Source organism: Nitrincola nitratireducens (genome assembly GCF_000585235.1).
GTDB classification, from domain to species: domain Bacteria; phylum Pseudomonadota; class Gammaproteobacteria; order Pseudomonadales; family Balneatricaceae; genus Nitrincola; species Nitrincola alkalisediminis.
The window spans coordinates 165,535-188,139 of sequence record NZ_AONB01000001.1 but is presented as its reverse complement, the minus strand read 5'-3'; the positions used below and the strand labels follow the sequence as shown (position 1 = coordinate 188,139).

Sequence of the window (22,605 nt, the reverse complement as noted above, 5' to 3'; positions counted from 1 at the left end):
CTTCTATAGAAAGGACATTTAATACTTAAAAAACAGATATATAGAAACACCTACTTTTCTTAAACACTCTTAATTAACGAGATATTGTCCAGCACCACTTATATAATAGAAAAATACTCTTAAATAAATACCAATTACGACAAAAAAACCTAAAAAAACACACCTAAATGAAGACCGACTAACCCTTTGTTGAAACTAAGAAATTTCCTCGAACCTCATCACTCGTCAGCACCAAATCTTCCGTTCTATCTTTTAACTGCACGCCGGATAAACCTTGCCTGCGCGCTTCGTTGAGCAAATACAACGCCTTTCGATTCGCCTCTTCATAACTCAGCCCCGCCTCTCGGATATTGGAAATACAGTTTCGGTAGGCATCGGTTAATCCCGCCTTTGGAGACCAAGTGAGATATAACCCCATACTGTCTGGCGAGCTCAAACCTGGGCGCTCGCCCACTAACAGCATCACGCACTTAGCGCGCAGTATTTCACCGACAGGATCACCAACGGCCACCCGCCCCTGCTCAACAATACACACAGGCCCAATACGCCAAGGTATAGGTCCTCGCGCCAATTGCGGCAACAAGAGCTGTAGAAAAGGAGTCGCATTTTCTTGAATAGCTAAAGCTGACAATCCATCTGCCAACACAACCACTAAATCATAGGACTGAGATGTCGTGTTTCGATAATCCAATAAGACCTGTTCAGAGTCAGGGTGGAGTAAACGCCCATAATCAGGACGCTGTAAATACACACTTCGACTCTCTGCACGGCTTCGTAACGATAGAGGTGGCTGAGCACAGTCACTCTTTATTGCGCTTAAATCCTTGATCAGCTGGCCAATATTCAATGGAGTGTGCACCGCATCTTGTGCTTTGGCATGCGCTAACTGAAAAGCCAATAATTCTTGAGTGGGAATACTCACCCCTGCACGCCCAAGACCGATTCTAGCGTCGGTAAAACGTCGTAAATCTCGCCAAGGATTCGACACCAAGGTTCATCTGCACCTTGATCACCAGAAGCAAGCATGTGATTCATAGTTCGTTTCATTAAGTTAATGTCCTAACAATCGACCAAGAGAAGAACGGAAAGCACTTGGCATCTGCGAGCTTAAACGGCCCGTTTGCGCATCGACAATGTCCACCCGCTTAAGCCACGCATCATATTCAGGCGCAGGTTTCAGCCCCAATACTTGACGGATATACAGTGCATCATGGAAAGACGTGGTTTGATAATTCAGCATAATATCGTCCGACCCTGGAATCCCCATCACAAAGGTACAGCCTGCAACGGACAGCAGGGTTAACAAATTATCCATATCATTTTGATCGGCTTGCGCATGGTTGGTGTAACAAATATCGCACCCCATAGGCAAACCCAACAGTTTTCCACAAAAATGATCTTCCAACCCCGCTCGAATAATTTGCTTACCATCAAACAAATACTCTGGACCAATAAAGCCGACCACCGTGTTGACTAAAAGCGGGCTAAAGCATCGAGCAACGGCATAAGCTCTTGCCTCGCAGGTTTGCTGATCCAATTGAAAGTGGGCATTGGCGGACAAAGCACTGCCTTGCCCCGTCTCAAAGTACATAACATTGTTGCCAACATTGCCTCGCTGCAAGGATAAAGCCGCGGCCTGTGCTTCAGCCAAGGTTGCGAGATTAAACCCAAAACTATCGTTGGTGGCTTGAGTACCTCCTATAGATTGAAAGACCAAATCAACCGGAGCGCCCTGTTCAATTGCCTCTATCGTATTGGTCACATGCGTCAAAACACAGGACTGGGTCGGAATTTCATAGTGCTGAATCACCTCATCCATCATGCGCATCAACCGGCAGGCTTGTGCGACATTATCGGTGGCGGGGTTAATCCCAATAACCGCATCACCACTGCCGTACATCAGGCCATCCAAAATACTGGCGGCAATTCCCGTTAAATCATCGGTTGGATGATTGGGCTGTAAACGTGTGGACAAACGCCCTGGCAGCCCCAAGGTATTTCGAAAACCAGTGCTCACTTGGCACTTTTTAGACACCAGTATCAAATCTTGATTGCGCATGATCTTACTGACAGCGGCGGCCATTTCGGGAGTAATCCCTAAGCGCACTTGCTCAAGCCGTTCTGATGTTGCGTAATCACTTAGGAGCCATTCACGGAAGCCACCTACGGTTAGGTGTGATATTGGCTGGAATGCCTCTAAATCATGACTGTCGACAATTAATCGTGTGATTTCATCCTCTTCATATGGAATCAACAGATCCTCTAAAAACATTTTTAGAGGCACATCAGCCAATGTCATTTGGGCAATGGCACGCTCTTCAGCCGATTGTGCGGCGACCCCTGCAAGGTAATCGCCTGAGCGTGCAGGCGTTGCTTTAGCCATCAACTCCCCAAGACTCTTAAAACCATAGGTGCTAGATCCGACCACCTGACGAAAACGATACATAGGTTTACCTTTATTGTTCACAAGAAGCCCAAATCCTCTTAACTCACGCATACAAAGCCAAGCAACTTAAGCAGACTAAATACATCAAAATGCCATTGTGAGAAAAAAACGCGTGAAGAGTTATCAAATTTTGGCAAAAAACAACATTTCCATCTTTTTTAATCGGTACGAGACTTTCACCAATCAATTGATATCACTCAACTACATCAAACGTAATGGATGTGTTAATTTTGAGCTAAAAACAAAGCCATGCTACAGTAGAAGCCACCTTAGCCCCTTAACAAACCTTTGATCTCGGACATAAGAATTGTCCTCTAGAATCAATTGAGTACCCACAATGACCTTAATGCATACGCTCCCTGATTTACCTGAAAAAGCCCAATGGATTGATGAGCCTGAACCGGTAAAAGTCAGCACTCAGCGCAATTGGGGACATTACATCTGGATGGTTCTCGCTGGCCGCACCAATCTTTTATCCATGTGGCCTGATAGCGCGTATCAAATGAAAATCTTTACGGCACGCTTATTACGCCAACATTATTTTGTCTGCAATAGCCCTGACACCGTTCGACAGGTATTTCTCGATCAGCACGATAACTATGATCAAAAAGGCCCGCAAATGCGCAGTGCGCTGGAGCCTTTGCTGGGTGATGGCTTATTTGTAAGCGATGGTGATCTTTGGAAAGAACGACGCGCCTATTGCAGCCCAGCATTTGAAAATGAATTACTCCCCTACTATGCCAACATCATGACCGAGTGTTGTAAAGAAGTGTCTGAACGCTGGTCAAGCCTCCCACCCAGCACTGAAGTAGACATGCTCAATGAAATGGCGCGACTTACCGCACGCATCATTGGTCGAACCGTATTTGGTGATGAAACCAGCGATGAGGAAGCTGCCCAAGTTGTCCAAGGCTTTTCTGAGTATCAACACAATATTGAACAATTGGGCCTAGCCGATACCTTTGGCCTGCCCTTTTTACGCAAGTTTACCAATCCAATCAAACGTTATCGTTGTGAAACGTCGGGCAAACGCGTTCACGAGGTCATTGACACAATTATTGCCCGACAAGAAGCCCAAACCTCCTCTAAAAAATTCTCCTTAATTTCGCTGTTTGTCGATGGACACAAAGGGCGCGATGGCACGGTACAAGGTTGCCCGTTAAGTCGTCTCGCAGCTCGTAATGAAGCAATTGTTATGTTTATGGCTGGACATGAAACCACAGCCAATGTACTGGCTTGGACTTGGTATTTACTGGATCACAACCCTCGGGTAGCGGCCAAACTTCATGCAGAATTAGACAGCGTTTTAGGTGGTCGTACTCCAACCCTCGATGATGTTCCAAACTTGCCGTACACACGCGCCGTTTTTGAAGAAACCATGCGTTTATATCCTCCCGTTCCTTTATTAAGCCGACAAGCACGGGCTGAAGACCAAATAAGGCGACGACCCATTGAGAAAAACTCGATTATTCTGGTTATTCCTTGGCTACTGCATCGTCATGTCGACTTTTGGGAAGCACCCAATCACTTCATCCCAGAGCGATTTTTACCAGGCAACCCTCGACCGGATAAATTCATTTATCTTCCCTTTAGCGTGGGTCGCCGTGTCTGCTTGGGGATGCGCTTTGGCTTAACGGAGGGCATTCTATGCATCGCAACACTTGCTCAAGCGTTTCAAGCACGCGTAAAGCCTAGCCACGAGGTTAAGATTGAGTGCCGCTTAACGCTTCGCCCGAAGGGCGGGCTGCCTATGCAGTTAACACGGAGATAAACATGCAGGCATTTAGACACTGGACCAGCGCGCAAAAAGCCGAATACCTCATGGCAAAGTGCCTAGCCCTTCTGCCAGTGAATTGGACATCTGACATTGGGGCCTACTTGGGTAATAAAGAAGCCCAAAAAGCCATTAAAGCAAAACGTTTGTGGATAGATCGATTAAGGAAAAACTTAGAGCACTTGTGTGATATTCAAGATGCCGAAGAGCGTGAACGACGCGTCGTCGCATTTATTTCGCGAATCGGTCGTATCTATGCCGAATTCATGGTGCAACAAAAGATTATTAAAAAGAATCAAATCGAAATATCGGGACGAGAGACCCTAGACTCAATCGATAAACCCGTGATTGTGGTGAGCTGCCATTTATCAAATTGGGAGCTTATTGGCCATGTTGCCGCATTACTTCAACGTCCTTGCTGTGATCTTTATTTACCGCCCGATAACCCAGTTAGAGAGTATTTAGCTTTAGAAGCACGCCATAAATGGCCAATACCTCTTGAACTCGTTCCAACGTCTCCATCCTGCATGCGCCAAATTAGCAAAGCACTCAGTAATGGCAGCAATTCGGTGCTCTTTATCGACGAAATGCGTGACGGTTATGTTTCAGCACCCAGCTTAGGACGAAATATTCCGTATGCCGGCAATCGATGGTTTGCAGCGAGGCTCGCTATCAAACATGAGCTGGATATTTTACCCGCTTATATTTTACCTAACGGCAAAGGTCACTACCGAGCAATCGTTGAGCCACTCATTCAACCGTCAACGTTTGAAGGGTCAAAGGAAGAAAAAGCAAAGAAAATCGCTGATAAACTTGATGAAACCATAAATTCCTGGGTTTCGGAGAATTTAGAGCATTGGTACTGGTTACCCTATTATGAGCCACAACGAGGGTTTCCAGCCGTTAAGAAATGAACATCGAAGACTCTGTGAGCTGTTATTCCTGCGCGTAAACCGAATACATACCACTTACCGCAGGCGTGCGCTGCGGTAAGTGATCAAACCAAATGATTTACACCAATTCAGCTTCGGTCAGCAAGGTTTTCATCTTTTGAGCGGCAACCTCACTGCCATCATCTCGCTGCCATTCGATGTATTTTGAGCAGAAGGCAGCTACTTCAGCAGTACCCGTTAAGGCTTTCAAATCATCGGCTGAACGAATACCAAAGCCGATGGCTAAGGGCAGATCGGTATACCGACGGATACGCGCAACATAGTCACGGAAGTCATCATCCCAATGTGTCTGCTTGCCCGTCACTCCCATGCGTGAAACCACGTACACCATGCCGCGTGCACTCTGAGCAATACGAGCAACACGCTCGTCTGGAGTATTCGGCGTCACCATCAAGATCGGAGCCAAGCCCAGCTCATCAAGCAATGACATGTGTGGTTCAAACTGCTCCACTGGCATATCAGGGATAATCATCCCTTTAAAACCAGCCGCCGCGGCATCACGAAATAACCGCTCAAGTCCATAACGATAAAGCGGGTTCAGATAACTCATCAGAATAAAGCTGGCATCGGGATGCTGCTTAGAGACCTTCGCGCATAAGTCCAAGGTCGCACGCACTGAGCCTCCGTTTTTTAGTGCATGGTAGCAAGCATTCACCAGCGTATGCCCATCCGCTACCGGATCACTAAAAGGAACCTGAAGTTCAATTAGATTCACTCCACTAGCGACCAAGCCAGCAATGGCTTTTTCATTTTCATCGAGTGTCGGGAACCCCACCACAGCGTGAGACATCACTTGAAGTCTATCATTCTGTTTCGGAAACATCAGTTACTCTCCTTCGCAGCATCAACCTGCTTCTGACAACGAGCAGCTTCACGTTTTAGAAACTCCGGCCACTCCGGCTGAGGAAAGGCTCGAGCAATATTAAAAATATCCTTATCACCACGACCGCTGAGGTTGATGACGAGATGTTGATCAGTCTCATCGACTTAGCGCGCTTAAATCCACCCGCCAATGCATGTGAACTTTCTAGAGCGGGAATGATGCCTTCGGTCTTCATCAGAAGACTAAAGGCATCTGTAACCTCTTTGTCCGTCGCACTTTCAGGAATCACACGACCTGTTTGCGACAGGTGCGCCAGAATAGGTGAAACACCCACATAATCAAGCCCTGCGGCTATAGAGTGTGTATCCCCCAACTGACCATCTTCATCTTGAAGGAATAAGGTTTTGTAGCCCTGCGCAATGCCGGGCTCAGCTGTATCAGGGAGCATGCGAATTGAATGCTCACCCTTTTCAAAGCTTATCCCGCCCGCTTCTACACCGACCAAAGCGACCTCTTTGTCATCAAGAAAAGCAGAGAATGCACCCAATGCATTTGAGCCGCCACCAACGCAGGCCACGACTTCATCTGGTAATCGCCCAATCTGCTTTAGGGCCTGTTCCCGCATCTCTTGCGAAATCACGCTTTGGAAATAGGTCACTAGCTCTGGAAAGGGTGCCGGACCGCAGGCAGTACCCAGCACATAATGGGTCGTTTCAACGGTTGCAGCCCAATCACGCAGGGCCTCATCAAGCGCTTCTTTCAAGGTGCGTGCACCGGTTTCGACACCAACCACTTCGGCACCTAACTGGCGCATCCAGAATACATTGGAATACTGCCGCTCGATGTCATCGGCACCCATGTAGATAGTTGCCTGTAGTCCCATACGTGCAGCAACGATCGCCGTCGCCAAGCCATGCTGACCCGCGCCCGTTTCTGCAATAATACGCTTTTTACCCATACGCTTGACCAACAGCCCTTGCCCTAGCGCATTATTCACCTTATGTGCGCCTGAGTGATTTAGGTCTTCACGTTTTAACCAAATTTGAGCGCCACCTAACTCTTGCGACAAGCGACGCAGAGGCGTAAGCGGTGTTGGACGACCGCTGAATTCTTGGCAGAGGCTGACGTACTCCTGCCAAAAGGTTGGATCATCACGCAGCTCATTAAACATGTTTTCCAGCTCAGTTAACGCTGGAAGCAAAATCTCAGGAACATAACGTCCCCCAAACTCGCCAAAATAGCCATTTTCACTGCGTATCATAGATACCTCTCTTGAATTTCAAACGGGTCAACTCGGTAGAAGCCTAGAGGTCTGAGAGACCTAGACTTTAACTAAACGGTTTAGTATAGTTTCAATCAATTAATCAGAGAATTCAAGTCCTAACCATGGCACAAAACTCAAAAAAAGATCAAATAGCGCAAGCGGCCCTGCCTTTGTTCCTTGAGCATGGTATCAAAGGGACCTCTGTCGATATGGTGGTCAAAGCATCAGGTGTGTCCAAACCCACTGTCTATAATCACTTTCAGGATAAAAGCTATCTTTTGGCATACGTCATAGACTGTTGGTTACAGGCACAAACCACCCCAGCCTTCCAAGCCAGTACAGAAAAGGATCTTATATTAGAAATGGACCAACACTGGCTTTCAGCTGAGGCTTGTCGCCTCTACGGTCTTTGCCTTGGTGAAGGAGAACGAGCTCCAAGTGCGGTGCAAATATTTTTGGAAGGCTATGACCAACCTTGGCGAGCAGCACTTGAAGAACAAGGCCGCAAGCTAAACCTATCGACAGATTGGCTTCAGGCCAGTGCAAGTCATCGACTTTTAAGAAGACTCACCGCAAGATGCACTCCATATTCTGAACCCCATTAAAGCCTTCAGGTCCAGAATCTTTTTCTATCCTTAAATCATTACACCATGGTAGGATTCATTAAGTCGAAAAATGACAAGGACGCATAATGGCATTTTCAATTTATCAGTTAAAATCCCGTTTCCAAGACCTTCTGAGGCCTACTGTCAGCCTGCTGTATCAGCGGGGCGTGACGGCAAATCAAGTCACCCTATTGGCTGCGTTTATCTCTGTTGCTTTTGGCACCCTGCTTTTTTTCAACATCGACACTCCCTTATTTTTTGCATTTCTGCCGCTACTCATGCTCTTTCGCATGGGCTTAAATGCCATTGATGGCATGCTAGCACGTGAATTCAAGCAAGCGAGTCATCTAGGTGCCTATCTCAATGAACTGGCCGATCTCATCTCTGATGCAGCGCTTTACCTACCCTTTGCCTTATTGCTGGGCGTTCACTCTGAACTGGTACTGGCGATCATTTTTATGGCGCTACTCAGTGAATATGCAGGTGTTCTCGGCCCTATGATTGGCGGAACACGTCGCTACGATGGCCCAATGGGCAAAAGTGATCGCGCATTTGTTTTCGGCTGCTTAGGATTGGGGTATGCCTTGGGCTTTTTTTCCGCAGGATTTATCAATCTAGTTTTATTAATAACACTGGTTCTGTTGCTACTCACACTGTTCAACCGCATCCGCAAAGGCATTGAAGACGCTAACAAACCAGAATAACGAGGTTGCTAAAACATGCTTGCCACTTTATTACGCTGTTTGATTCTCGGGTTAGCGAAGTTTATTACAGGTGCCCGAGCGCACGGAGAATTTTCATTTGAACAACACTCCAAGCCTACCCTTTATTATGCAAACCACACCAGTCATGGTGACTTTGTACTGCTTTGGGCAACCCTTCCTGCACACATTAGACAAAAAACACGACCCGTTGCTGGCGCAGACTATTGGGATAAAACACCACTCAGACGTTTTCTTATCCATCAGGTATTCAATGGTGTATTGATTTCTCGCGAGGGTAACACCCCTGGCGAAAACCCTTTAGCACCGCTGTTCGAAGCCTTAAACCAAGGTGATTCACTGATATTTTTCCCTGAGGGCACACGCAACCTAACAGATGCGAACTTACTCCCATTCAAGTCCGGTCTTTACTATTTAACCCAGCAACATCCGAGCCTTATTCTTCAACCCGTTTGGATCACCAATCTGAACCGTGCAATGCCGAAAGGCTACCCACTTCCTTTGCCTCTCCTGTGCACATTGAACTTTGGCCCCCGGTTTTGTGTTGCACCAAAAACAAGCAAAGCAACCACTTTAGAGTTTGCCACGACAGCGCTTACCGCTCTACAACAGGACATACCGACATGAATCAAACGACGCTGTTACTTTTTGTAGGACTGGGTGCTTTTTTACTCTTGGCGACATTAATTGGCCAGTTTCTTGTTTGGAAACAAGGCAAGACTGCCGTCATCGACAATCTGAATCAACGCATCTACGCCTGGTGGTTAATGGTACTCGTTCTGGGCGTTGCATTTGCAGCCGGAAAATACGCAGTCATTTTACTTTTCCTAGGCATTTCGTTTTATGCTTTGCGTGAGTTCTTAACACTTTTACCCACACGACGTGGGGACTATTGGGCCTTACTCGTCGCATTCTATCTCGCCCTGCCCCTACAATATTTTTTAATCGCTATAGATTGGTATGGTCTCTTTTCGATTTTCATTCCAGTGTATGTGTTTTTGCTTCTGCCAATACTGGCTTCGATTGGTGGTGACACGCATCACTTTCTGGAGCGCACAGCCAAGGTTCAATGGGGCTTGATGATTGCTGTCTACTGCATCTCTTCTGTACCTGCACTTTTAACACTTGAGATAGCTGGCTACGAAGGACGCAATTTACTGTTAATCGCTTGGCTAATTTTAGTAGTTCAACTATCTGATGTTTTCCAATATGTTTGCGGAAAACTTCTGGGAAAACACAAAGTCGCACCAAGCCTATCGCCCTCCAAAACCCTTGAAGGTCTCGTAGGTGGTGTGTTTTTAGCAACCTTAGTGGGCGGCGCTTTGTATTGGATAACGCCGTTTAGCTTCAGCGAAGCCCTTATCATTGCATTAATAGTCAATGCCCTTGGCTTTGCTGGCGGCCTTGTTATGTCAGCCATTAAGCGAGACAGAGGTGTCAAAGATTGGGGCGCGATGATTCAAGGACATGGCGGCATGCTTGATCGCATTGATTCAGTTTGCTTTGCTGCACCTGTTTATTTTCATATTATTCGGTATTTTTGGACGTAATAAAGCGCGCCGCGTACTTAAAACAATCGGAATCATTAGGGCTTCAGACAGACTTGTCCGATACGTATTTGGCATCAAGGCTCATACGCGGTAACCATTGCTTTCTACATAAAATAGACAGGGTATAAAACAGGAAGTTAAATCGGAAACAACTAAAGAAGTAAGGTGTTGGAGGCAGCTCCACCAGCCACATTTCGGCACACGAGATCGCCGCTGTGGCTGCTCCCTTCCGGGCCTGACCAGGTTCACGGTTTATCGTTGCGAAAGGACCGGCAGAGCTACCATTGTGTAGCTGCTAATCTCAATTAACAGGCGCGAAGTATAAGCAGGAAAAAGGCTTTTTGCAAATTTTATCACAGGTTTATTGACCCAACTCTTACATCCTCTCCCTCTCTCAATGAAGTCAGCTTGTGACGCTTACCCTCTTTTACATCTATGTTATAGTAAGCGTTTACTGTATGAATTGTTTTGGAATTCGACTATGGCAGGATCTTTAAAAGATCAACTTCTGAAAGCAGGCGTTGCATCAAAAAAACAAGCAAAACAGGTTGAGTTAGATCAGCGCAAGCAAAAAAAACAGAAAAAAGCGCCCAGTGATCAAGCAACCGCTCAACACCTTGAAGCCGCTAGACTAGAGAAAATTGAAAAAGACCGTCTGTTGAATGAACAGCGCAAAAAAGAACAGGACCGGAAAGCGGCGCTTGCTGAAATCAAGCAACTGGCTCAACAACACCAGGTTCGACTGCCTTCGCAGGCGGATGTGCGCTATAACTTTATCTATGACAGCAAAGTCAAACACATTTGGATCGACAGCGCACTGCAAAAGCAGTTAGCGCTTAAACAACTCACGCTTGTGGCCGTCGAGGCCAAGTTTGTTTTGGTTCCAACAGAGATTGCTAAGCGCATTATTCAGCGTGATCCGCTTGCGGTTGTCCAAGATGAAGAGGAACGGAAGAAACAAATCGCAGCAGAAGAGGCAGAATACGCTGATTATGCAATACCCGATGATTTAGATTGGTAAATTGTGAAATAAACCTTTATTGTTCAATGACTCACTCTGTGTAAAAGGAGTCTCATATGCGAACGTTGTCCGCATCGCAGCTGAATGTTTTACTGGCTGAACCTTCAGCCGTTCAACGCAAAATAATTACTCAACAGCTGACTGATGAAGGCGTAACCTCAATCGACGGTGTTCGATCCATAAAAGATGCATTGGCATCGATTTCGAGCATCCGACCCGATTTGATTATCAGCGCTCTTCATTTTTCGGATGGAAATGCTGATGATTTTCTAGAGGCGCTAAGAGCTGACCCTAGTTGGATAGACATTCCCTTTATGCTCATTTCCAGCGAGACACGTCACGAACAGCTAGACACCTTCAAGCAATCCGGCGTGATCGCTATTTTACCCAAGCCCTTTACGCGAGAAGGCATCCGCTCAGCCATAAACGCCACTCTGGATTTACTCAGTACCAGCGAACTCGATCTTCAATGCTATGACCCAGATACGCTTAAAGTATTGGTTGTCGACGATAGCAAAATGGCACGCAAAATGATCACGCGCGTGCTGAAAAATCTCGGCATTGAAAACATCACCCACGCGGAGGATGGTGCGGCTGCGATTGAAATCCTGCACGACGAGACGTTTGACCTAATCGTCACTGACTACAACATGCCTGAAATCAATGGGCTGCAGCTTGCCGAGTATATACGTGACAATGCATTACTAACGCACATCCCCGTTTTGATGGTGACCTCGGAAGCGAGTCATACGCATCTCAGCAATGTTGCCCAAAGCGGGGTAAACGCTATGCTAGACAAGCCATTTGAACCAGAGTTGGTGAAAAAGCTCTTGAACCGCTTACTTGAATAAATGTGAAAAAGAGTAAGGGAGGGATACCCCTCCCTCTTGAGAACTATTGATCTTTGTAGATGCGCTTGACTCGACGCGTCAGGCCACTGAGTAGAGTATATGGAATGGTGTTGCAGTATTTAGCCACTTCATTAATGCTCAACTGCTCTCCCCATAACTCCACCGAATCACCCACTTGAACATCAGCGTGATGGGTTAAGTCAATCGTGATCATATCCATGGAAACACGTCCCACAATCCGAGTACGCTGCCCATTAACCACTACTGGCGTTCCAGCAGGCGCATGTCGGGAATAGCCATCGGCATATCCCACCGCTAAGGTACCAATGCGCATAGGCACATCACAAACAAAGCTGGCACCATAGCCGACAGCATCTCCAGCCGGTACCTCACGTATGGCGATGACCTGTGTTGTCAATGTCATGGCAGGTTGTTGGCTCGCTTCCAACGCATGCCCATCCGCAAAGGGGCTTGCGCCGTAAAGCATAATGCCCGGCCGCAGCCAATCGTAATGTGCTTGCGGCCAGTGCATGACACCGGCTGAATTTGATAAGCTGACCTTCGCATCAACCCCTTCTAAGCAGCGAGACATTGCCTCAATCTGCTTGTACGTGTCTTGACGCTCTGGCTCATCGGCACAGGCAAAATGGCTCATGACCACTAGCTCTGCAACTTCGCTGCGCGCCTGCAAACGTGACCAGGCCTGATTAAAATCGGCTGGATGAATACCCAATCGATGCATTCCAGAGTCGACTTTCAACCAAAGGCACAAGCCTTCGGTTGGATGAGCGTCTAGGAACGCCTCTAATCGATCGATCTGTTCAAGGCTATGAATGGCCGACCATAAACGATGCTGAATAATCAGCTTAAGCTCGTCGGTTTCGAAAAAACCTTCAAGCAATAAAATCGGCTCCTCAATACCTGCCTCTCTGAGCTCCAGCGCTTCCTCAATCGCCGCGACACCAAAAGCATCTGCTACTCCAGACAAGCTCTTAGCCACCTGAACAGCCCCGTGTCCGTATGCATCTGCTTTGATAATCGCAACCGCTTTCGCCATTTTAGCTTGAGATTTAGCCAACTGATAATTATGACGGATCGCCGCCAAATTAACTTCAGCTCGAAGATTTCGTGCCATTCATCCTGCTCCTGAACTTGCTGTCGATTAACCTAAGTACATGACACCTTCGACTTCAACATCGGCACCTTTTGGCAAGGCTTTTACCGCATACGCCGCACGCGCAGGGTAAGGTGCTGTGAAGTAACGAGACATGATTTCGTTCACAGCGGCAAAGTTGTCTAGATCAGTCAACAAAATGGTTAATTTGACGCAATCATTCAATGATCCGCCGGCTGCTTCCGCAACCGCTTTCAAGTTTTCGAACACGCGCACAGCCTGAGCCTCAAAGCTTTCAGTGACCATTTCCATAGTGGCTGGATCTAAAGGGATTTGACCCGACAAATAGACAGTGTCACCGGCTTTAACCGCTTGAGAGTATGGACCGATTGCCGCTGGCGCGTTTTCAGTTGAAATAATGCTTTTATTAGACATCTGTTTATTTCCTTAACCTGTAGATTTATGTAGATTTAAAGCCTTCGTTTACCAGCCCTTTTCGGCTAGGCAACGCCTATTGTAAACAACCCGACAAAGACTGCCTCTCTCTAGATCATTTTTTATTTCGGCCATAGATTTATTTCTTATTTTAAGACAGAATTAGCAGAAACATTATTTATAATTACTCACGAATCCAGTAATTCTTCTGAAAAACTTATAAAAACAGGAAAATTCAGATGGAAAAGCCCTCAAACAACAATCTTAAAAAGTTAGATCGTATTGATCGCCACATTCTCAATGTATTGCAAAAGGAAGGCCGTATTTCGTATACCGAGTTAGCTGATCGCGTAGGATTATCCACAACCCCCTGCATGGAGCGCGTAAAGAGGCTTGAGCGCAATAAATTCATTATGGGCTACCACGCACATGTCAATCCAACCCTCTTGGGGTATGACATGCTGGTGTTTGTCGAGATTTCGCTATCCTATCAATCCGCTGATGCGTTCGAGCGCTTTAGTAAAGCCGTTATGGAGTTACCCTACATTCTTGAGTGCCATTTGGTCTCAGGTGATGCGGACTACCTGGTCAAAGCCCGTTTAGAAGACATTTCGCACTACCGTGAATTGCTCGGCGATATGCTATTGAAGCTACCTGGAGTCAAAAACTCTAAAAGCTATATCGTGATGGAAAGCGTGAAAGAAAGCCTTGAGCTACCGATCAATCGTGTGTAGGCGCTCCGCATGTACCTGTAAACGCAAAGCTACCTCATTAAAGGAGATCGATAATCAGTTTTACAATGATGATCGCAATAACCGCTAGGGTGAAACGCTGAATCCATTTGGCACCGTCAGGACTTAAGGTTACCCTGGCGGCCATCCAAGCGCCTAACATGCTCCCCACAGCCAAGACCAAACCATAGCTCCAAGCCACATGACCTGAGTAAATAAAAACGCCAAGTGCCGGCACCATATACACCAGCACAATCAAAACCTTGAGGATATTGACCTGAACCAAGTCAATTTTCAGGAGTCGGTACAACATGACAATAAACAAGATGCCAACTGCCACTTGAATAAACCCACCATAAAAACCAATGACCAGCATTGCCAAATAGACCGCTGGGGTTAAATGGCTGTCGTTAAGCGGCTCAGTACGAAGATTCTTAGGCTGTGGCATTACCATCAGGATTGAACAGCCCACCATTACGACAATCAAAATCCATTGAAATAACGCATCCCCAACCTGGGTGGCAAGCCATGCGCCAAACAAAGAGCCTAACACAGCCGGAATCGACAATTTCAAGGCAAGCCGCACATCCTTGTGCCCTGCTTTTCTGAAGCGCGTTACAGCGGTTGCATTTTGTAAAACGATCCCGACTCGGTTCGTCCCATTCGCAGTTGCACTATCCAACCCCATAAACATGAGCACTGGCAAGGTAATCATAGACCCGCCTGCCGATATCACATTCATAAAACCGGTTAATCCACCAACGGCAACCAATATAATCGCTTCAATTAACGTCATACCGATTAAGCCGCCTGCAACTTAGGTGGATTGGTTTTGTAACTCCAAGCAAACATTGCAATAAACGCAATCAAGCCCGCGACATCGACCAGAAGCATGCCATGTGGCCACAGCATGGAGAGTCCAATCACGGCTAATACGGCTCGTAGAAACAGATTCAATGGATGCTCCAAATAGCCTTCCATCGCTGCAACCAGCGCATAGACACCAAACAAAGCAAAGAAGAATATTTTAAGTATTTCGATGTTACTGCCGCCAATGAAGCTGGTGTAGGCAAATAACACCGGAATAATGTATAAGCCTTTTGAAATTTTCCAAGCTGTAAAGCCTGTCGCCATAGGAGGGGTTTTCGCAATGGCGGCAGCAGCAAACGCCGTCAGACATACTGGTGGCGTCACGTTTGAGTCTTGTGACAACCAGAAAATAATCATATGTGCGGACAAGAGTGCCATCCCCAATGCATGCGGAGACAGTGCTTGCTGTAACAGGGTTGTTTTAAAATCTGGCGGAACAGCAGCCAACAAAGACTGGGCAGTTTCTGTATCCATTGGCGCACTTAATAGACTCATAGCATCCGGTGCCGCGAGCATAAAGATGGCTTGAGCCTGCTGCGGTAGTTGGCCCGACATTAATAAAGACAGCAACTGACTTTCAGCAATTAATACATAAAGTGCGGGTGCCGATAAAGTTGCCAGCACGATATAAGCTGCAGTAACCGGTAACCCCATGCCTAAAATCAAAGACGCTAACGCAATGAGCACGATGGTAATGAACAAACTACCGCCTGCCCAATCAGTGACTAACAATGAAAAGGTGTTGCCTATACCCGTCGTTGAAACGACATTGACAATCAAGCCGACCGTTAGCAACAGAATCGCGGTGGTCACCATGTTGCGCGTACCCAAGACCAACGAATCCATCACGTCTTTCAATTTCATTGGGTTACTTGATAACCAGGAGGCGACAATCACCGATATGATTGCAATACCCGCTGAATACGTGGGTGTAAATCCATAAATCAGTGCCGCCACCAATACAGCGATGGGCAATAAGCAATGCCATCCCTTCTTGAAGACATCAATCACCTTTGGCGGGTTTTCTTCCACTTTTTGCACACCTGAGCGACGCGCTTCAACGCGAACGAACATTGCAACCGATAAAAAATACAGCAAAGCAGGCAGAGCCGCATAGGCGATAATCGTGAGGTAAGGCAGCTGGGTGTAAGATGCCATAATAAACGCACCGGCCCCCATAATCGGCGGCATTAACTGACCACCCGTTGATGCGGCGGCCTCAACACCTGCTGCAAATTTTGGTGGAAAACCTGCCTTACGCATTAATGGAATGGTAATCACACCGGTTGATACCGTATTGGCTACAGATGAGCCCGAAACCGATCCCATTAAGCCGGAACTAAACACAGCAACCAAACCCGGCCCACCAATAAAGCGTCCAGCCACAGCCTTGGCAATATCAATAATAAAGTCCCCCGCACCCGACTTAATTAAAAAGGCACCAAAGAGAATAAACATAAATACGAACGACCAGGAAATATTGGCAATAGACCCCAACATCCCTTCGCCAGCAAAGAAACTACGGTACAGTGTGGTTTCCCAAGTCAGCCCTGGAAAGTGAAACATACCACTGACCCAAGCACCCCAAACGGGAACGTAGGTTAGTGCAACAAAGGCCAAAGTTGGAATAAACCATCCTGTTGCTCGTCGAGCAAACTCTAGAATCAACGCCACGGCTAAAATTGAGAAAAACCAATCCCATCCATTAAACACCACGCCTCGCGCATAGAGATTGTTCTCAAATAACATCAGATACAGCGCGCACGAAACAGCTGCCAAACCCAAAAGGATGTCCACAGCCAATACAACTCGCCCCATACGTTGCTGGGTGGTCTTAATAGCGGGAATTGTCAGCGCAGCCAACAAACCAAAAGCCGCAAAATGTATCACGCTATTCCAAAGCTCTGAGACAGTGCCAAGGGTATTGGTATAAATGTGCCATAGCGCAGTAATAATGGCTAAACCGTAAAAAACTTTGGACAGTATAGGATGCTGCTCGCGTTCGTTGGAAACAGGAGCATCCTCATCACGAATAGATGATAAGTCTGAAGGTGTGTTCATGAGCGTCTCGCTTGTTTTTATATCATCAAGGACTGCTTCGGAGCCTTAACCCCGAAGCAGCTATGCCAGTATTAGTCCACTAGCAAACGAGCAGGAATGTCGATACCTTGCTCTGTCAAGTAACGAGCTGCACCCTTGTGCAAAGGTAAAGGTAGGCCTTCTATCGCTTTTTCAATCGCCATATCCCGTGTGGCTGGGTGAATATTGTTTAGGAAGGGTAAATTTTCGTACATCGCTTTCGTGATTTGGTAAACATGCTCTTCAGGAACATCGGCATTAACCGCTAGAATATTCGGTTGAGAAACCGTGTTGATATCTTCGGTTTGTCCTGGATAGGTGCCTGCTGGGATAACAAAGCGTGTCCAAAGCTCAAAGTCGGAGTTAACCTGCTGAATTTGCTCATCGGTAAAGTCCAGCACCTTGATATCGCGTGCCATATTGGCAAAAGCACTCGTTACAGCCGCCGCTGGAGCGCCTGCAGGAATATTCATGGCGCGAATCGTTCCATTCTGCATGCCTTCTGCTGAAGGACCGTAGCCCATGTAGGCCAAATTCAGCGAATCAGGATCAATGCCCACACCCTTCAGAATCTGACGACCAGACCCTTCTGTACCGGAATTACGAGCGCCAATAGAGAAACCGCTGTTGCCTAAATTTCCGATGTCCGTAATCGTGCCAGTCGTTACATGGCGATTGTGGATTACGAAATGTTCAACGTTCTGCCACAACATACTGACAGAGCGAATGTTTTCGTACTGCTTAGGTACATCACCTGTTCCCGTCCAAGCCCAACCACCATAAAGCCCCTGGAGGATTGAAAACTGAACTTGATTTTCATCCATTAGCTTAAGGTTTTCGCCTGATCCTGCAGAGCTGATGGCTGAAACACTGATGCCCATCGTTGGCTCAAGTTTCACTTTAACGAGCGTGGCCAATGCAACACCGACAGGGTAGTAAGTACCACCCGTTGTTGCCGTTGCCATGATGTAGGAAGCACCACCCGTTTGTGCGGAGGCAGTTGCAGAGAAACCTACGGTAGTGGCTAACGCTAAGGACAAAGCAGATTTTAGAAGTGTACGCTTAGACAGTTTCATTATCTTTATTCCTCATCGGCATAAACCGAATATTATTGTTTTGAGAATGAGGGCATTCCCAATGTGCAGACACAAGGGAGCAACACATCGGTCTTAGTTAAAGCAGAAAATGTGCCAACATCATCTAATCTATTGTTTTGTATAAACAAGACCTTCTATTTTGAGCAGATAGCACTTCGATTAGGTGTATTCTAGGCAACAAATGGCTTACCTGCGCAATCAGCATCGGCCATTTATTGCTTATGGGTTTCAAGAAAAGGAACCATCATCCGAACACACCGCCTCTCTGCGCAATCCGTGGCGCAACATTTTTTGATTTAATGTTCGTCGCGGCAACTTTAGCTCGTCCATAACGGCCTGGATATTACCCTGATGCCGAACCAAGGACTGACTGATTAAAATACGCTCGTAGGCGGCAACCAAATCGGCCAATCCACCTTCCTCACCTTGAGCGACTTCATCTTGATGATACAGCCCTAGTGCAAATCGCATTGCAACATTTCGTAACTCGCGCACATTGCCACGCCAAACATTCTGCAGCAATTGACGCACATAAGCCGAATCTGGCTCATGAAGTTCAACCCCATGCACATCACAGGTCTGGCGAACAAAATGCCTGAACAGCAACATAATATCCTCTTTACGATCTCGCAAAGGAGGAATGGACAACTCGGCAATGGCCAAACGATAGTACAAATCTTCCCTAAAGGCACCTTTGGCCGACAACTCCAACAAATCCACCTTAGTCGCGGCAACAATGCGTAAATCAACCTGTATCAAGGTATTGCTACCTACACGCTCTAACTGCTGCTCCTGAATGACTCGAAGCAACTTGATCTGAGCGTCCATCGGCATTGACTCAATTTCGTCCAAAAAAAGCGTCCCACCACTGGCCAGCTCTAACTTGCCTTCACGCTTTTCGATGGCACCAGTAAATGCTCCCTTCTGATGGCCAAACAACTCAGATTCAATTAAATCTTTTGCCAAGGCCCCACAATTAATGGCAACAAAGGGTTTTTCACGTCTTGTGCTTGCTTCATGGATACAACGCGCCACCACTTCTTTACCTGCCCCTGTTTCCCCCCGAATCAACACGTGGGTCTGCGTACAGGCTAAGCGACGTATGTGATGACGCAATTGCTGAATCGATCCACTATTGCCCATGAGGATTCTAGCTAGCGAGTCTTCTGTTTGCTCCTTAAGCGCTGCATTCTCAAGTTGCAATTGACGCGTCATCAAGGCTCGACGTATGACCTCTTCCAAGCGCTCTGGGTCAAAGGGCTTCTCGATAAAGTCCCAAGCTCCCCGTCGCATTGCATCGACCGCCATCGGGATATCCCCTTGACCTGTCAGCAAAATTACAGGCAGTTGTGGACTTTTTTTATGCAACGCGTCCATAAAACTCAGCCCATCCATGTTTGGCATACGAATATCGCTGACAACAACGCCAGGATACTGATCGTCTATCTCTAGCAATGCCTTAGCTGGATCTGACCAAGCATTGACAGTAAGCCCCGATAACTCTAACCATTGAGTGGTCGCCTCCAGCACAGCCGGATCATCATCCACCATTGCGATTTTTAATGTATCTACTGTCATCAGGATATCTCACATTTTAAACTATCGATTGCAGGCAATTTAACTTCAAAGGCAGCACCCCCCATGTGCGCACGTTCAACGCGAATATGTCCACCCATATCTTGGATCAACCCGTAGCATATGAAGAGACCCAACCCCATGCCCTCTCCGGCTGCTTTTGTGCTGTAAAAGGGATCGAACAGTCGATCAATCTGTGCTTCATCGAAGTGTTCACCATTGTCAGCCAGACTGAGTATCCAGTGCTCATCCTGACGCCATAATTGAATTTCAATTTTCGCATGACCCAAAGTCGCCGTTGCATCTAAGGCATTGCTGAGTAGGTTCAATAAAATTTGCTCTATCCGCGTAGCATCGGCTCTAATCCAAGCTTCATTCGGCAACCTAAGCACCACTTCAACCGCCTGAGTGTCGATTCGTGCACTCAGCATATCCAAGACAAAATGCAATCGATCCACCCAATTCACGGGCTGTAACTGCTGAGGAGATTCTCGAACAAAGACTTTCATTTGTGTAATAATCTGACTCATGCGATCGATCAGCGTGAATACCTTATCCAGCGTGGGCGCAACGGATGCATAGCGCTCAGTATCGAGAAGCTTTTTGGCCGTAGCCGTGTAGGTTCGAATAGCCGTAATCGGCTGATTAAGTTCATGTGCTATCCCGGCAGATAAGGTGCCTAAGGCCGCCAACTTACCCGCTTGCACCAGTTCGCGTTGAGCATTCTGCAATTCAAGACTGCGAGCATTCAGCTCAGCGGTTCGCTCTTGCACCTGAAACTCCAAGGTATCATTTGCTTCTCTAAGCGCTTTTTCTGCAACCAGAGCCGCTTGCGTTCGTCGACTGCGCTCCCTTAGCCATAAACCTCCCATTAAAAGGAGCACATAGAGCACCAGAACAAGACTTGTCACCAAGGCTGACACCTTATAAAGCGATTGAACTGGAACCATGTAGACAATTGTCCAGCCTAACCGAGTTAATGGATATTCAGCCATCACATAATCCGCATCCCGCTCATCACCAACCGACACTCGATAATGACTGTCGTATTCGCGCCCTAGAGGTTGCAACTCCACATCAAAGAACTGACGTCCCTGCTGAATCCAAAGCGCCTGCTCTTCAGACAACTCCGCGAGCATTTTGTACTTCCAACCTGGATGGCTCGACAACACCACAACCTGATTCGCATCGATCACCAAAACATGCTCAGCTGCCAAGGTCCAGTCCGCTTGTAAAGGCTCTAGATCGACTTTGACGACAGCAACTCCTAACAGTCGCCCTGCGGCATTGACAACCCGCTGTGATAAGAAATAACCCGGCAACCCTGTTGTTGTTCCAATCGCAAAGAACTCACCCCGACCGTGATTCACTGCATCTAAGTAGTAGGGCCGATAAGCATAATTGTTGCCAACGAAGCTACCCTCTTCCAAATAATTACTGGAAGCCAACGTAAGCCCTTCAGTGTCCAATAAATAGAGTGTGTCTGCACCGGACGCGTCTCGGGCACTCACCAAAAAATCTTGAATACGTTCTATATGTTCGTGATTTTCCATATCGGTTAGCAGGTTTTGCACCCTCGGTTGTTTGGCCAACATCCAGGTAAGTAATCAAATTTTTCAATGGCTCCTTCAAAGCTACTGGCGTACAAGCTCAACCGCTCTTGGGCTCTTGCCAAGGCCTCTTCTTTTGCAAAATGGTAGGCCTGCCAAGCAGTTAACACCATTAAAATGGGCAACAGCAGCAAACCAAAAAACCAAAAACGTCGGTACTCAAAAAATGAACGACGAGCCAAACTCATAGGCTAATTTCCTGACAGTCCACAAAATAACACTCTATAATACCCACCAATCAATTTAAATCACGCCTTTAAGCCATCATAGGTGTTGGATTTGACTCAGCCCATTAAAGTAACCTATCAACTGACCCCTGATGACCAAGGCATCCTCGCCATTGATCTTCTCAGTCGACTCACGAACTTACCAAAGCTTCGACTCAAAGATGCGATGAGTAAAGGTGCTGTTTGGTTAAAACGCAAAAAACAACTGCGCTTGAGGCGAATCAAAGAACCCCTGAGAAGCGGCGATGTACTGTCAATTTACTATGACGACGCTTTGTTGAGCTTGGCATTGCCTGACGGGATACACTGCCTAGAACAAAACCGCTTTTACAGCGTTTGGTTTAAGCCCGCAGGCGTTATGTCACAGGGCACACAATTTGGCGACCATTTATCTCTGCTGCGATACGTAGAAGTCGCCACACAACGCCCCGTATTTCTTATCCATCGCTTAGACAAAGAAACGCAAGGAATAATGCTCATTGCCCACCAACCCAAAAGTGCAGCGGCATTAACCTCACTGTTTACCGAGCATAAAATACGCAAAATTTACACGGCCGAAGTGCTTGGCAAAGTCGATAGTAAAGGAGAAATGGCATTTCCTCTAGACGAAAAGCCTGCACACACTTTATACGAATGCATGGCCTATGATGACACCTTAAATATCAGCCATGTAAGAATAGAACTAAAAACGGGGCGAACGCATCAGATACGTCGTCATTTCGATATGATTGGCCACCCTGTCATAGGAGACCCTCGCTATGGAAAAGGGAATAAAAACATCCAAGGGTTAAAGCTAACCGCATCGGAGCTGATATTTACCTGTCCATTTACCCATGAAGAAAAGCATTTCGCTTAAAC

21 protein-coding genes, 1 other RNA gene and 1 pseudogene are annotated in these 22,605 nt (G+C 46.9%); 10 read left to right on the top strand and 13 right to left on the bottom strand.

All coding sequences use genetic code 11. The annotated features are described in order from the left end of the window. Positions 1 to 178 precede the first annotated feature (178 nt). Together eutC and D791_RS00845 are read right to left on the bottom strand one after the other, a co-directional pair. Positions 179 to 988 (bottom strand): ethanolamine ammonia-lyase subunit EutC, encoded by an 810-nt coding sequence (eutC, locus tag D791_RS00850; protein WP_337588574.1) that lies wholly within the window; start codon positions 986 to 988, stop codon positions 179 to 181. A 63-nt stretch (positions 989 to 1,051) separates the two neighbouring features. Next, complete coding sequence (locus tag D791_RS00845; protein ID WP_036507272.1) at positions 1,052 to 2,446, bottom strand: ethanolamine ammonia-lyase subunit EutB; 1,395 nt, start codon at positions 2,444 to 2,446, stop codon at positions 1,052 to 1,054. A gap of 337 nt (positions 2,447 to 2,783) precedes the next feature. Here D791_RS00845 and D791_RS00840 point away from each other — a divergent pair, with 337 nt between their 5' ends. Together D791_RS00840 and D791_RS00835 are read left to right on the top strand one after the other, a co-directional pair. Continuing rightward, complete coding sequence (locus D791_RS00840; protein WP_237748465.1) at positions 2,784 to 4,217, top strand: cytochrome P450; 1,434 nt, start codon at positions 2,784 to 2,786, stop codon at positions 4,215 to 4,217. A 2-nt stretch (positions 4,218 to 4,219) separates the two neighbouring features. Next, the gene (locus D791_RS00835) at positions 4,220 to 5,134 is read left to right on the top strand and encodes a lysophospholipid acyltransferase family protein (RefSeq protein WP_036506563.1); all 915 of its coding nucleotides are present in this window, start codon (positions 4,220 to 4,222) and stop codon (positions 5,132 to 5,134) included. Between the two features lie 97 nt (positions 5,135 to 5,231). Here the strand turns inward: D791_RS00835 and trpA are convergent, their stop codons facing one another. Both trpA and trpB read right to left on the bottom strand, forming a co-directional pair. Next, the gene (gene trpA, locus D791_RS00830) at positions 5,232 to 5,996 is read right to left on the bottom strand and encodes a tryptophan synthase subunit alpha (RefSeq protein WP_036506560.1); all 765 of its coding nucleotides are present in this window, start codon (positions 5,994 to 5,996) and stop codon (positions 5,232 to 5,234) included. After that, positions 5,996 to 7,257: pseudogene (trpB, locus tag D791_RS00825) on the bottom strand (tryptophan synthase subunit beta). Before trpB ends, trpA begins: the two are co-directional and overlap by 1 nt. A 125-nt stretch (positions 7,258 to 7,382) precedes the next feature. Between trpB and D791_RS00820 the strand changes: the two are divergent. From D791_RS00820 to D791_RS00805, 4 genes are all read left to right on the top strand, one after another. Then, positions 7,383 to 7,865 carry a TetR/AcrR family transcriptional regulator gene (locus D791_RS00820; RefSeq protein ID WP_036506557.1) on the top strand — a complete coding sequence of 161 codons (483 nt, stop codon included), beginning with the start codon at positions 7,383 to 7,385 and terminating at the stop codon, positions 7,863 to 7,865. Positions 7,866 to 7,951: 86 nt separating this feature from the next. Continuing rightward, entirely contained in the window at positions 7,952 to 8,569 is a 618-nt protein-coding gene (locus D791_RS00815; protein ID WP_036506555.1) for a CDP-alcohol phosphatidyltransferase family protein, read from the top strand. A 15-nt stretch (positions 8,570 to 8,584) separates the two neighbouring features. Further along, the gene (locus D791_RS00810; protein ID WP_036506553.1) at positions 8,585 to 9,214 is read left to right on the top strand and encodes a lysophospholipid acyltransferase family protein; all 630 of its coding nucleotides are present in this window, start codon (positions 8,585 to 8,587) and stop codon (positions 9,212 to 9,214) included. Then, positions 9,211 to 10,137, top strand: coding sequence for a phosphatidate cytidylyltransferase (locus tag D791_RS00805; RefSeq protein ID WP_036506550.1), 927 nt, complete (start codon positions 9,211 to 9,213; stop codon positions 10,135 to 10,137). The genes D791_RS00810 and D791_RS00805 overlap by 4 nt, the downstream gene beginning before the upstream one ends. 178 nt (positions 10,138 to 10,315) lie before the next feature. Here the strand turns inward: D791_RS00805 and ffs are convergent. After that, positions 10,316 to 10,412, bottom strand: an RNA gene (gene ffs, locus D791_RS19455) — signal recognition particle sRNA small type. A 206-nt stretch (positions 10,413 to 10,618) separates the two neighbouring features. Here ffs and D791_RS00800 point away from each other — a divergent pair. Next, positions 10,619 to 11,158: a DUF2058 family protein gene (locus tag D791_RS00800; RefSeq protein WP_036506547.1), complete on the top strand. Its 540-nt coding sequence runs from the start codon at positions 10,619 to 10,621 to the stop codon at positions 11,156 to 11,158. A gap of 56 nt (positions 11,159 to 11,214) precedes the next feature. Next, positions 11,215 to 12,009, top strand: coding sequence for a response regulator (locus tag D791_RS00795; RefSeq protein WP_036506544.1), 795 nt, complete (start codon positions 11,215 to 11,217; stop codon positions 12,007 to 12,009). Positions 12,010 to 12,052: 43 nt separating this feature from the next. On the opposite strand, the gene alr is transcribed toward D791_RS00795, so the two are convergent. Continuing rightward, positions 12,053 to 13,144: an alanine racemase gene (alr, locus tag D791_RS00790; RefSeq protein WP_036506541.1), complete on the bottom strand. Its 1,092-nt coding sequence runs from the start codon at positions 13,142 to 13,144 to the stop codon at positions 12,053 to 12,055. Positions 13,145 to 13,171: 27 nt separating this feature from the next. Next, positions 13,172 to 13,558, bottom strand: a complete 387-nt coding sequence (locus D791_RS00785) for a RidA family protein (RefSeq protein ID WP_036506539.1) — start codon at positions 13,556 to 13,558, stop codon at positions 13,172 to 13,174. A gap of 239 nt (positions 13,559 to 13,797) precedes the next feature. Here D791_RS00785 and D791_RS00780 point away from each other — a divergent pair, with 239 nt between their 5' ends. Continuing rightward, positions 13,798 to 14,292 carry an Lrp/AsnC ligand binding domain-containing protein gene (locus D791_RS00780; protein WP_036506536.1) on the top strand — a complete coding sequence of 165 codons (495 nt, stop codon included), beginning with the start codon at positions 13,798 to 13,800 and terminating at the stop codon, positions 14,290 to 14,292. Positions 14,293 to 14,329: 37 nt separating this feature from the next. Here the strand turns inward: D791_RS00780 and D791_RS00775 are convergent, their stop codons facing one another. From D791_RS00775 to D791_RS18690, 6 genes are all read right to left on the bottom strand, one after another. Next, positions 14,330 to 15,085, bottom strand: coding sequence for a sulfite exporter TauE/SafE family protein (locus tag D791_RS00775; protein WP_036506532.1), 756 nt, complete (start codon positions 15,083 to 15,085; stop codon positions 14,330 to 14,332). A gap of 5 nt (positions 15,086 to 15,090) precedes the next feature. Beyond that, positions 15,091 to 17,220: a TRAP transporter permease gene (locus tag D791_RS00770; protein WP_036506529.1), complete on the bottom strand. Its 2,130-nt coding sequence runs from the start codon at positions 17,218 to 17,220 to the stop codon at positions 15,091 to 15,093. Between the two features lie 71 nt (positions 17,221 to 17,291). Next, positions 17,292 to 18,314 carry a TAXI family TRAP transporter solute-binding subunit gene (locus D791_RS00765; RefSeq protein WP_036506526.1) on the bottom strand — a complete coding sequence of 341 codons (1,023 nt, stop codon included), beginning with the start codon at positions 18,312 to 18,314 and terminating at the stop codon, positions 17,292 to 17,294. A 249-nt stretch (positions 18,315 to 18,563) separates the two neighbouring features. Continuing rightward, entirely contained in the window at positions 18,564 to 19,913 is a 1,350-nt protein-coding gene (locus D791_RS00760; RefSeq protein WP_036506524.1) for a sigma-54-dependent transcriptional regulator, read from the bottom strand. Then, entirely contained in the window at positions 19,913 to 21,463 is a 1,551-nt protein-coding gene (locus D791_RS00755; protein WP_237748464.1) for an ATP-binding protein, read from the bottom strand. The genes D791_RS00760 and D791_RS00755 overlap by 1 nt, the downstream gene beginning before the upstream one ends. 5 nt (positions 21,464 to 21,468) lie before the next feature. Further along, positions 21,469 to 21,708 carry a hypothetical protein gene (locus D791_RS18690; protein WP_051513820.1) on the bottom strand — a complete coding sequence of 80 codons (240 nt, stop codon included), beginning with the start codon at positions 21,706 to 21,708 and terminating at the stop codon, positions 21,469 to 21,471. Positions 21,709 to 21,799: 91 nt separating this feature from the next. Between D791_RS18690 and D791_RS00750 the strand changes: the two genes are divergently transcribed. Beyond that, a complete protein-coding gene (locus tag D791_RS00750) occupies positions 21,800 to 22,603 on the top strand; it encodes an RluA family pseudouridine synthase (protein WP_202806779.1) in 804 nt (267 codons plus the stop codon). The last annotated feature ends 2 nt before the right edge of the window (positions 22,604 to 22,605 follow it).

What these genes read in the sequence shown, in the direction of transcription:
- D791_RS00780 (WP_036506536.1), top strand. Translation starts at nt 13,798, where the DNA reads ATGGAAAAGCCCTCAAACAACAATCTTAAAAAGTTAGATCGTATTGAT.
- D791_RS00755 (WP_237748464.1), bottom strand. Translation starts at nt 21,463, where the DNA reads ATGGAAAATCACGAACATATAGAACGTATTCAAGATTTTTTGGTGAGT.
- D791_RS00785 (WP_036506539.1), bottom strand. Translation starts at nt 13,558, where the DNA reads ATGTCTAATAAAAGCATTATTTCAACTGAAAACGCGCCAGCGGCAATC.
- D791_RS00845 (WP_036507272.1), bottom strand. Translation starts at nt 2,446, where the DNA reads ATGTATCGTTTTCGTCAGGTGGTCGGATCTAGCACCTATGGTTTTAAG.
- D791_RS00800 (WP_036506547.1), top strand. Translation starts at nt 10,619, where the DNA reads ATGGCAGGATCTTTAAAAGATCAACTTCTGAAAGCAGGCGTTGCATCA.
- D791_RS00775 (WP_036506532.1), bottom strand. Translation starts at nt 15,085, where the DNA reads ATGACGTTAATTGAAGCGATTATATTGGTTGCCGTTGGTGGATTAACC.
- D791_RS18690 (WP_051513820.1), bottom strand. Translation starts at nt 21,708, where the DNA reads ATGAGTTTGGCTCGTCGTTCATTTTTTGAGTACCGACGTTTTTGGTTT.
- D791_RS00770 (WP_036506529.1), bottom strand. Translation starts at nt 17,220, where the DNA reads ATGAACACACCTTCAGACTTATCATCTATTCGTGATGAGGATGCTCCT.
- D791_RS00815 (WP_036506555.1), top strand. Translation starts at nt 7,952, where the DNA reads ATGGCATTTTCAATTTATCAGTTAAAATCCCGTTTCCAAGACCTTCTG.
- alr (WP_036506541.1), bottom strand. Translation starts at nt 13,144, where the DNA reads ATGGCACGAAATCTTCGAGCTGAAGTTAATTTGGCGGCGATCCGTCAT.
- D791_RS00810 (WP_036506553.1), top strand. Translation starts at nt 8,585, where the DNA reads ATGCTTGCCACTTTATTACGCTGTTTGATTCTCGGGTTAGCGAAGTTT.
- D791_RS00820 (WP_036506557.1), top strand. Translation starts at nt 7,383, where the DNA reads ATGGCACAAAACTCAAAAAAAGATCAAATAGCGCAAGCGGCCCTGCCT.
- D791_RS00840 (WP_237748465.1), top strand. Translation starts at nt 2,784, where the DNA reads ATGACCTTAATGCATACGCTCCCTGATTTACCTGAAAAAGCCCAATGG.
- D791_RS00835 (WP_036506563.1), top strand. Translation starts at nt 4,220, where the DNA reads ATGCAGGCATTTAGACACTGGACCAGCGCGCAAAAAGCCGAATACCTC.
- trpA (WP_036506560.1), bottom strand. Translation starts at nt 5,996, where the DNA reads ATGTTTCCGAAACAGAATGATAGACTTCAAGTGATGTCTCACGCTGTG.
- D791_RS00760 (WP_036506524.1), bottom strand. Translation starts at nt 19,913, where the DNA reads ATGACAGTAGATACATTAAAAATCGCAATGGTGGATGATGATCCGGCT.
- D791_RS00805 (WP_036506550.1), top strand. Translation starts at nt 9,211, where the DNA reads ATGAATCAAACGACGCTGTTACTTTTTGTAGGACTGGGTGCTTTTTTA.
- D791_RS00795 (WP_036506544.1), top strand. Translation starts at nt 11,215, where the DNA reads ATGCGAACGTTGTCCGCATCGCAGCTGAATGTTTTACTGGCTGAACCT.
- D791_RS00765 (WP_036506526.1), bottom strand. Translation starts at nt 18,314, where the DNA reads ATGAAACTGTCTAAGCGTACACTTCTAAAATCTGCTTTGTCCTTAGCG.